Annotated in this window: 12 protein-coding genes; 1 reads left to right on the forward strand and 11 read right to left on the reverse strand. The window is 28.1% G+C overall.

Annotated elements, in window-relative coordinates:
• Both Q3287_RS19020 and Q3287_RS19025 read right to left on the reverse strand, forming a co-directional pair.
• Positions 1-482: response regulator transcription factor (locus Q3287_RS19020; protein ID WP_407964652.1), on the reverse strand; the 482-nt coding region annotated here is incomplete at its 3' end.
• Positions 483-618: 136 nt separating this feature from the next.
• Positions 619-1,335 (reverse strand): M15 family metallopeptidase, encoded by a 717-nt coding sequence (locus tag Q3287_RS19025; RefSeq protein WP_054277805.1) that lies wholly within the window; start codon positions 1,333-1,335, stop codon positions 619-621.
• Positions 1,336-1,461: 126 nt separating this feature from the next.
• On the opposite strand from Q3287_RS19025, the gene Q3287_RS19030 reads away from it, so the two are divergent.
• Positions 1,462-2,202, forward strand: coding sequence for a tRNA 2-thiocytidine biosynthesis TtcA family protein (locus Q3287_RS19030; RefSeq protein WP_407964653.1), 741 nt, complete (start codon positions 1,462-1,464; stop codon positions 2,200-2,202).
• Between the two features lie 228 nt (positions 2,203-2,430).
• Here the strand turns inward: Q3287_RS19030 and Q3287_RS19035 are convergent, their stop codons facing one another.
• From Q3287_RS19035 to Q3287_RS19075, 9 genes are all read right to left on the reverse strand, one after another.
• Positions 2,431-3,186: a metallophosphoesterase gene (locus Q3287_RS19035; protein ID WP_407964654.1), complete on the reverse strand. Its 756-nt coding sequence runs from the start codon at positions 3,184-3,186 to the stop codon at positions 2,431-2,433.
• A 121-nt stretch (positions 3,187-3,307) separates the two neighbouring features.
• Positions 3,308-4,246 carry an SDR family oxidoreductase gene (locus tag Q3287_RS19040; RefSeq protein WP_054272037.1) on the reverse strand — a complete coding sequence of 313 codons (939 nt, stop codon included), beginning with the start codon at positions 4,244-4,246 and terminating at the stop codon, positions 3,308-3,310.
• Positions 4,247-4,348: 102 nt separating this feature from the next.
• Complete coding sequence (locus Q3287_RS19045; RefSeq protein WP_054277807.1) at positions 4,349-4,999, reverse strand: HAD family hydrolase; 651 nt, start codon at positions 4,997-4,999, stop codon at positions 4,349-4,351.
• A 148-nt stretch (positions 5,000-5,147) separates the two neighbouring features.
• Positions 5,148-5,336: a ferredoxin gene (locus Q3287_RS19050; RefSeq protein WP_003422320.1), complete on the reverse strand. Its 189-nt coding sequence runs from the start codon at positions 5,334-5,336 to the stop codon at positions 5,148-5,150.
• Between the two features lie 106 nt (positions 5,337-5,442).
• Positions 5,443-6,627 carry an amidohydrolase family protein gene (locus tag Q3287_RS19055; protein WP_407964655.1) on the reverse strand — a complete coding sequence of 395 codons (1,185 nt, stop codon included), beginning with the start codon at positions 6,625-6,627 and terminating at the stop codon, positions 5,443-5,445.
• 140 nt (positions 6,628-6,767) lie between these two features.
• Entirely contained in the window at positions 6,768-7,685 is a 918-nt protein-coding gene (locus tag Q3287_RS19060; protein WP_054272040.1) for a SufD family Fe-S cluster assembly protein, read from the reverse strand.
• Positions 7,686-7,706: 21 nt separating this feature from the next.
• Positions 7,707-8,435 (reverse strand): ABC transporter ATP-binding protein, encoded by a 729-nt coding sequence (locus Q3287_RS19065; RefSeq protein WP_054272041.1) that lies wholly within the window; start codon positions 8,433-8,435, stop codon positions 7,707-7,709.
• A 195-nt stretch (positions 8,436-8,630) separates the two neighbouring features.
• Entirely contained in the window at positions 8,631-8,831 is a 201-nt protein-coding gene (locus Q3287_RS19070) for a hypothetical protein (protein ID WP_054272042.1), read from the reverse strand.
• A 125-nt stretch (positions 8,832-8,956) separates the two neighbouring features.
• Positions 8,957-9,337 (reverse strand): VOC family protein, encoded by a 381-nt coding sequence (locus Q3287_RS19075; RefSeq protein WP_054272043.1) that lies wholly within the window; start codon positions 9,335-9,337, stop codon positions 8,957-8,959.
• Positions 9,338-9,352 lie beyond the last annotated feature (15 nt).

Below are 9,352 nucleotides of genomic sequence, written 5' to 3' on the forward strand. Positions count from 1 at the left end.
TCTCTTGATGTTAAAGTTATGTCCTTCCCAGCTACTGTTACACTATGCTTTTCTTTATCTATTAATAACGCTCCAACTTCTATGGTATTCTTATTTTCATTATTAGCACCACTAAAATAATATGCTCTTCTAATCAAAGATTTGACTCTCACAGTGAGCTCAAGTGGATTAAATGGTTTTGTCAGATAATCATCTGCACCAGTCATTATTCCTTGTATTTTATCCATATCTTCTGATTTTGCACTCAACATAAGTATTGGTATATTTAAACTTTCTCTAACTCTTCTGCAAACTTCTATACCATCCATTTTGGGCATCATTATATCCAACACCATTAAATGAATATTCTCTTTTTTTAAAATTTCTATAGCTTCTTCTCCATCTTCAGCTTTAATTACACTATATCCACTATTTAAAAGATATATCTCTATAAGCTCTCTTATTTCTTTTTCATCATCGACAACAAGAATTGTATTTTCCACTTTTACACATCCCAACTTAACCTTTGTACATAGTTTTTATTCAAATAAAATTATACTATACTTTAGTTAGAATAATCCATTAAATTTCTTCACCTACCCACTTCCAATATAATACAATTTATTTTAAATATTTATATTATTTGCTTTGTAGATATTCTTCTAAAGTTAATCCTCTTGAATAAATTTCCTCGGCAATATCTTTACCAACATATCTAATATGCCATGGTTCATATGCTGTACCAGTTATATCTTCTTTGCCTTTAGGATATCTTATTATAAACCCAAACTTATGAGCATTTTCTGCAAGCCATATAGCTTCTTTTGTACTACCAACAAACCATCTCTCTGGATTTGTTAAGTCAATACAAAGCCCAGTCTGATGCTCACTATGACCAGGTTTTGCCACATATTCATCTGCTTTTTCTTGCCCTTGAGATTTTACTCTTTTTGTATAAGTATCTTGCTGAGTATTGTAAGACCTATATGCTGAAGACCCTAAAAACTGTATTCCTTCTTCACTAGCTTGCTTAACTAAATCTTCCACTGCTTTTGCAGGTTCTCCTGCCATTTGTTTTTCTTCTTCTGTTGCTTCTTCAACAAAAGGTATATTTACTTTAGTAATATTTTCAGGAGCATAATCTTTACTAATTCCATTTGTCTTGTTTACCAGTAATATATTTGCTATACTATTTGAGTGATTTTTATTTTGGGAATTTGATTCAACATCTTTTTCTGAAGCAAATTGAGCAGTTCCTGTTGGTGTTTTATCTTTTATAAGAAATTTATCTTTAGATATAAATACACTTATAAATACTACTATAATAATAGCTAATATTAATTTAATTTTTTTCATGGCTACATCTTCTCCTTTTTTGTATGCTTGTCTATAATGTTAATTTTAGAGTATAAATTTTAAGTATTTTATAAGTAAATCTTAAGTAAATCTTAAATTTAATATTTTTGAAAGGTGGTGCTAAAAATGTCTATACAAAAACTTCTTAGTAAAGCTCGCAAGGCTATACAAGACTTTGATATGATACAAGAAAATGATAAAATTGCTGTTGGACTATCTGGTGGAAAAGATAGTTTAACACTACTTCATATACTTAAAAGCTATCAGAGATTTTCTCCTCAAAAATTTGAATTGATAGCTATAACTCTAAATACTGGTGGTATTGATAATTCTCCACTAAATAAATTGTGTGAGGAAATAGATGTACCCTTTTATGAATTTCAAACTGATATAAAGGAAATTGTGTTTGATATAAGACAAGAAAAAAATCCTTGTGCATTATGTGCTAATTTAAGAAGAGGTGCCCTAAATGATAATGCTAAAAAAATGGGATGTAATAAAGTGGCTCTTGGACATCATAAAGATGATGCAATTGAAACATTTTTAATGTCTATGTTTTATGAAGGCAGAGTAAATTGTTTTTCTCCAAAAACATACTTAGATAGACAAGATTTAACTGTCATAAGACCTATGATTTACATAGAAGAGTATATGACTAAGAAGATTTCAAAAGATTCTAACTATCCTATTATAACAAATCCATGCCCTGCAAATGGTCATACCAGAAGAGAATACATAAAAAATCTTATTGCTGATTTAAATAAAGAGATGCCAGATTTTAAAAGAAATGTATTTGGTGCTTTAAATAATTCAGAAAAACTGTTTGTATGGGATAAAGAAGAGATAAAAAATTTAAATAGTAATTAATACTTTTACAAAAAAGCAAGATTGTATTAATTATAAATAAACCATAAATAACCTACACAATCTTGCTATATTTTTTTATCTTATATTGTTTTAATCTATATCTTAATAGTTATTAATAATGTTTCTATTATCTAATATACTAATTATAACTTGAACATTTGTATCTTACTTAATTCAATCTACTTTTGCAATTTCTACCCATTCTAATAAATAAAATAGTATTTCATATTAAATTAGAATGTTAAATTCTACTATTTCTGGTATATTAAAAAATCTAAATGGTAACTTTGTACTTCCAAGACCTGAACTCACATATAAGTGATTTCCATTTACCTCATAAAATCCTTTAGTATATTTCCTTCCATATGGAGGAGTAACTAAGGCGCCTTTAAAAGGTATTCTTATTTGACCACCATGACTATGCCCAGATAAAACTAAATTCATTGAATCTTTACTAAACATATCGACTAAATCTGGTTCATGTGCTAATAACAAATTAAAATTATTCTTATCAGTCTTATTCTCTAGATATTTTATATCAGGATTTCCATTTAATATTTCATCAACACCTAATATATTAATATACTTATCATCAGCTAACTTTATCTTTTTATTTTCATTTATCAAAAGATTGAAGTTGGAATTTTTCATAATTTGTCTATAATACCTAGGAAGTTTATACATATAATCATGATTGCCGAATACTGAAAATTTTCCCAACCTAGCATTCATACTTGATAAGATAGCTGTAATTTCATCTATATCTGGATTTTTATTGGAATAATCAATTAAATCACCAGTAAATACTATTATATCTGGATTCAAAGCATTAACCTTATTAGCCACTTTTTTAAGGTTCTTAGTTGAGTAAAAACTACCTATCTGAGTATCTGAAATTTGAACTACTTTTATACTTTCGGATTCAGTCTTTACTGTATCATTTTTTACTAAATTTCCACTTTCATTTATACTATATTTTTTCACGATTAATAGACTCGGTTCTATCGCAACTGAGTATATAAAAATCAGAATAAATATCAGCATAAAAATTTTTAAAAAAGATTTAACTCTTAAATTCAAAGCATCTACCTACTTATTTACTTTCTTAGACTATTTGCATCACAGATTCAACTTTGTCCATTTTTCTGTCATGCATTTTTGGTTTATTAGCTAAAAACCATTTATATGTAGCTGTAAGCCCTTCTTTTAATAATACATTTGGTATATAAAGCCCATGTTCAATAAGCTTATTTATATCCAGATTGAAGTCTATGTTTCTAAATGGGAAATATGTTCTTTCTCTAAACTCTACTTTTTCCATATCTACATACTTTATAATAGGTTCTTTACCAATAACTTCTCCACATGTATGTATAAGTTCGTCCCAAGAAATTAACTGTGGATTTGTTACATTATAGGCCTCTCTTACATGAGGATTTTTCATTATACTTTCTAATACCTTTACCAAATCACCAATATATATAAATTGATTGCTTACTTGTTTTCCTTTTGGCACTGGTATTTTTTCATTTTTTTCTATTTTCTCGAAGAAATAATATTCTCTATATAAATTATTATTTTCCCCATATATATAAGTTGGTCTGATAATTATATATGGTATAGAGCTACTTATAACGAAATCCTCTGCTTCTTTTTTATTTAGGCCATATTTTCCCCAGTTTTCATTTTCGCCCTTCTCGTTTTCTTCTTTAACATTTCTCCCACTATCTTTGTATACTGCTCCTGCTGACAACACTATATATTTCTTTAGGCTATCTGGGTTTACAAAATCAATAAGATTACTTACATCGTCTTTTGTGTATGCTGTCATATCATATATGTAATCATACTTTCTTCCTCTGATAATGTTTTCCATGTCTTTGCGAACTTTTCTATCACAAATTAGATGTTCTTTAAAACCTGTATAATCTATTTCCTTTTTACCATTTGTAAGTATATCAATTTGATACCCACATTTAATTAAACGCTTAGCAAGTGCAGAACCTATGAAGTCGCTTCCACCCATAATTAAAATAGATTTCATTTCAAGTGCATCCTCCTCTTTTTTAAATGACTTCCTTAATTATAATATCATATTTTTAAATATGCTACAGTATTTTGTATTATTTTTGTTTATAAAAGATATTTATAGCAAAATATCTTTTATAGAATCTACACTTTCGACAATATAAGTAGGTTCACTTTCACTAATCTCTTCAAATGAACCATATCCATACAACACTCCAATAGAATCTACTCCTATTTTCTTAGCACCAATTATGTCATACTTTCTATCTCCAACCATAATAACTTTATCTTTATCTTTCACATTACACAAATCTAGTACATATTGTATAACTTCATTTTTATTTACCCTCGTACCATCAAGATTACTACCTACTATATACTTAAAATATCTATCTATATCAAAGTATTTAAGTATAGTTTCTGCGAAAACTGTTGGCTTAGATGTAGCTAATAATATTATTTTATCATTTGTATAGAGCATTTCTAATATCTCTTTTATATTCTTATAAATTTTATTTTCAAATATCCCTTTATCTGAAAAATATTCTCTATACTTCTCAACAGCTCTTTTAGCTTTTTCATCATCAAATTTATAGTATTCTTTAAAAGTATCATGTAATGGTGGTCCTATAAATTGTTCTAAGTTATCTAAATCTTCTTTTATACCAAAACTATCTAATGAATATTGAATAGACTTTGTTATTCCTTCTTTAGGGTCTGTAAGCGTTCCATCCAAATCAAACAACACTATTTCATAGTTTTTCTTCATATTTAAATCCTCCATATTTATAAAAAGTAATATCTCCTATTTTATATTTATCTATTTTAAAAAGCTATAGTAATAGAAGTTTCTAATACTATAGCTTAAGTAATAATTGAATCTTATATGTTTGGTGTTAAAATAAATCTAAATCGTTCTATTTAACTGTTATAGCTGAAACTGGACATCCTTCTTCTGCTTCTTTACATAAATCTTGTAAATCTGCTGGTATTTCCCCTTCAATTGCAACTGAATGTCCTTCATCACTCATACTAAAAACGTCTGGGCATGTTCCTATACATGCTCCACAAGCTACACATACATCCTTATCGACAAATGCTTTCATACTAAAATACCTCCCCTAAAATTATCTTTTTTTAATTATTGTTTCTTTAGATATTTATCCAATATATGCCAATTTAAACATATATTTATTATTTTATCACGATTGCTTAATTTATTATAGTATATTCATATCCATGTCTATAAACTTCGCTACTTTTCATCCATGATTTTACAGTATATTGTAAACTTAATTTTCTATTTAAAACTAATTCATTATCATTATAGTCTTTTATAATATCGTTACTCTTCTCCATTGTAAATATAGTAAAATCACCTTCTCCACCAACCTTTATTCCGCCCTTATTTGAATGTAAATCGAAAATTTTTGTTGGATATTCAGTTACTTTTTCTATACATTTTTCTAAAGATATTCCAAGTTCCATAATTTTATTTATAACAGTTAAAAGAGAATAATTTATGTCTTTCATATTTTTTATATGCATATCTGTGCTTATTAAATCTGGTTCTAATCCTTGATTTATTGCTTTTTTAAAAACTTTAAAATCAAACTGGTCTAATCCATAACACACATCAAATAATACTCCTCTATTCTTTGCATTTATTACTGATTCTCTTAGCATGCCAAATTCATTAAATATTCCATTTGCACTGTTTCCATATACAGGTGTAACTACATCTCCTTTACCCAAAATATTCATTACTTCATCTATATATGATGGATGCTCACCTATATATACCACTAATGGTAAATTTAATTTCTTAGCAACTTGTTTTGATTTTTTAACTATATCTATAGCATTTTCATTAGATTGAAATTTGCTTGCTTTTACCTTTATGCCCTTTATTTTGTCCATATTTTTTTCCACAACAGACTCGACATCATCAAAATTTATGACATCTAAAGATGTAGACTCATTCAGTATATTTAATCCTTCATTTGTTACATTTAAAAATGAATATACTTCAGTTTTACACTGATCCATATATTTTTTCTTAAAATCATAGTAATTTAAAGGGCCAGCTGTACCCGCATCAAATATAACTGTTGAACCTTTTTCAATTCCAATTGAATCAGAGTCCATACCTGTAGGTAATTTTCTCTTATAACAATGGGTGTGAACATCTATAAATCCTGGAGAAATATACATATTATCAGCATTTATTATCTCAAACTCTTTGTTTGTAAGTAATCTTTCTTTTCTTATTTTTTCTTTGAGATTCAATCCAATATCATATATTTTCCCATGCAAAACCAGGATATCTTTTTTTTCAAACTTGATACCATCCTTTGGAGATATTATTGTCCCATTTCTTATAAGTAAATTTTTCATCTATTCCACATCCTAATTACAGTATAATTTCTCTAATAGTTTTTCTTACATAAAGAAAATAAGTCTAAAATAAAAATATTTTAGACTTATTCATTATATTATACTATACTCATTATATTAAATTAAATAAAAACTTCAATTTACTTTAAGAAGCAATTAAGTATTTGTTGCTCAGCCTCTTCTTCAGTAAGACCCAATGTCATCATCTTTAGTATTTGGTCTCCTGCAATCTTTCCAATTGCTGCCTCATGCACTAAGAGAGCATCCGGATGGTTTGCTGCAATCTCAGGTATAGCACTAATTTGAGAATTTCCCATGATTATTGAATCACATTGAACATGTGCAGAACAAAGAGAATCCCCAATAACGCAAGGATTAAACTTTTGCTTAGAATTATCTTGCCCAACTGTACGAGAAATTACTTGAGCAGACGAATTTTCTCCCTCTAAAACAACCTTCATATTAGATTCTGCAACTTGATTTCCATGAGTTAATAATTTCTCAAATACAACTATTTTAGCCCCTTTACCTAGGTTTGCATCCATTTCCCTTTTAGTTGAATCTACACCCTTAATTTGAATTGTTTCCATCTCACAATATGAATCTTCATCCATATTAACAATAGTAACTGGATTTAAGATTTTTTTTCCTTCTCCATCACCTTCACCATAATGTTTTTCTACATATTTTAAGCGAGCTCCTTTACGTAAGAAAAATCTATGTATTCCATTATGTTCACTATCATCACAACCACAGTTATGTATTCCACATCCAGCAATTATAACAACATCTGCATTTTCTCCAATTTCAAAATCATTATAAACCATATCCTGCACACCAGCTTCTGTTACTATTACTGGTATATGGACATTTTCGCCTTTTGTGTTTGGTTTTACTATAATATCAATTCCAGGTTTATCATTTTTAGGAACTATAGTTACATTTTCAGTTGAATGTCTTTCTATTCCTTGCCCATTTTTACGTATATTGTATGCTCCTAATGGAGTTCCACGAAGTTCAGCAACTTTTTCTAAAAGATTTAAATCTGTTTTGTTCATTTAATTTGCCTTCCTTTCTAATTAATTCATATCTTTCATTAATTCACAACTTGAATTAACTTGGCACATGATTTCAGGTAATATAGCATCTTTTGTTCCATGGCTTTTTACTGAACCATCTTGTAAAACAATTATTTCATCAGCTAACTCTAATATTCTTTCTTGGTGAGAAATTATAATTATAGTTTGGTCAGACTCCTCATGTATTTTCTTAAAACTTTCATTAAGCTTTCCAAAACTCCAAAGGTCTATCCCTGCCTCAGGTTCATCAAATATAGAAACCTTTAAATCTCTGGCAAAAAGAGTTGCTATCTCTATTCTTTTCATTTCTCCTCCAGAAAGCGAGTTATCAACTTCACGATTTAAATAGTCTTTTGAACACAATCCAACATCTGTAAGATATTGGCAACATACATCTGTAGACAATGGTTTTCCATGAGCAAGTGTAAGTAGATTTTCAACAGTCATGCCTTTTATTCTTGGTGGCTGTTGAAATGCATATCCTATCCCCCTCTTTGCTCTTTCTGTAATACTAAGATTTGTTATATCTTCTCCATCTAAAATTATCTGACCACTAGTGGCTTTTTCAATCCCCATTATTAGCTTAGCAATTGTGGATTTTCCTCCACCATTTGGTCCTGTGATAACAATAAGTTTTCCTCTCTCAAACGAAAGGCTAACATCATTTATTATTCCTAGTTCCTCATTGTTAGACTCAACATTAAAGGAAAGATTTTTTATTTCAAGCATAATACCCCTCTTTTCTGTAAAATATTACATTGATATCCATTCTTTTATTATATCAGTAATTTTTATATACCAGCAACTCCAAAGAGACAAAATATGTATTAAATAATAAAACAATCTTATAAAAAATAAAAAAGATGAGTCTTATACTAACTCATCTTAAAAAATTCTTATTATAAACTTATATGTATTTAAAATTTAACCTTCTATATACTCTAGTATTATTTTTTGATTATCTTTTAACATAATCTCTTCTTTTTTAGATTCTATTCCATTCTTTTTTATCTTTACCTCAGCTATAAAAGCATCATTGCCTTCAACCATTTCTAATAACTCATAAGCTTTTTTACGTCCTATTTTAGTTGCTATATCTTTTAATACTGCCATTTTCTTAAACATTTTATCACCTCTACTCAAAATTTACAATTGATTTTTAATTGTATAATCATAGTCTTAGACTAAAATTATAATAATTATTGTCTCTAATTATATCAGATATTGAGTAAATTTAATACTTTGTAAAATCATTTATCTTCTCTAACCAAATAATCATTTCCATCTTGGTCTTTAAAAGAAAACATCCTTCCATAAGGCATTTCCATTAATTCACCAACTTCAACTTTATTATTAGCCATTTGTTCATAAGTTCCATTAATATCTCTTGTACTCAAAATTATTGATGGATGAGATACCTCTATCTCTTTATTTTGCTTCATCATTAGATTTTTATCGTACAGTACAAATGTTGTAAATTCATTTTTACTTGGTGCTATTTCTACCCATTTCATATTTGGTCCCATTTCCTTTTCATAAGTTACTACAAAGTTTAATTTCTCTGTCCAAAAAAGTTTTGCATCCTCTTGATTGTTTACATATAGACTTATCTTTCCTATTTTATTTATCATAACAATACCCACCTT

Source organism: Clostridioides sp. GD02404 (assembly GCF_045898275.1).
GTDB lineage: Bacteria > Bacillota > Clostridia > Peptostreptococcales > Peptostreptococcaceae > Clostridioides > Clostridioides difficile_A.

Bases quoted from the DNA above. Each gene is read 5' to 3' on its own strand.
- Q3287_RS19025 (WP_054277805.1), bottom strand. From the start codon at position 1,335: ATGAAAAAAATTAAATTAATATTAGCTATTATTATAGTAGTATTTATA.
- Q3287_RS19030 (WP_407964653.1), top strand. From the start codon at position 1,462: ATGTCTATACAAAAACTTCTTAGTAAAGCTCGCAAGGCTATACAAGAC.
- Q3287_RS19040 (WP_054272037.1), bottom strand. From the start codon at position 4,246: ATGAAATCTATTTTAATTATGGGTGGAAGCGACTTCATAGGTTCTGCA.
- Q3287_RS19045 (WP_054277807.1), bottom strand. From the start codon at position 4,999: ATGAAGAAAAACTATGAAATAGTGTTGTTTGATTTGGATGGAACGCTT.
- Q3287_RS19050 (WP_003422320.1), bottom strand. From the start codon at position 5,336: ATGAAAGCATTTGTCGATAAGGATGTATGTGTAGCTTGTGGAGCATGT.
- Q3287_RS19055 (WP_407964655.1), bottom strand. From the start codon at position 6,627: ATGAAAAATTTACTTATAAGAAATGGGACAATAATATCTCCAAAGGAT.
- Q3287_RS19060 (WP_054272040.1), bottom strand. From the start codon at position 7,685: ATGAACAAAACAGATTTAAATCTTTTAGAAAAAGTTGCTGAACTTCGT.
- Q3287_RS19065 (WP_054272041.1), bottom strand. From the start codon at position 8,435: ATGCTTGAAATAAAAAATCTTTCCTTTAATGTTGAGTCTAACAATGAG.
- Q3287_RS19070 (WP_054272042.1), bottom strand. From the start codon at position 8,831: ATGTTTAAGAAAATGGCAGTATTAAAAGATATAGCAACTAAAATAGGA.
- Q3287_RS19075 (WP_054272043.1), bottom strand. From the start codon at position 9,337: ATGATAAATAAAATAGGAAAGATAAGTCTATATGTAAACAATCAAGAG.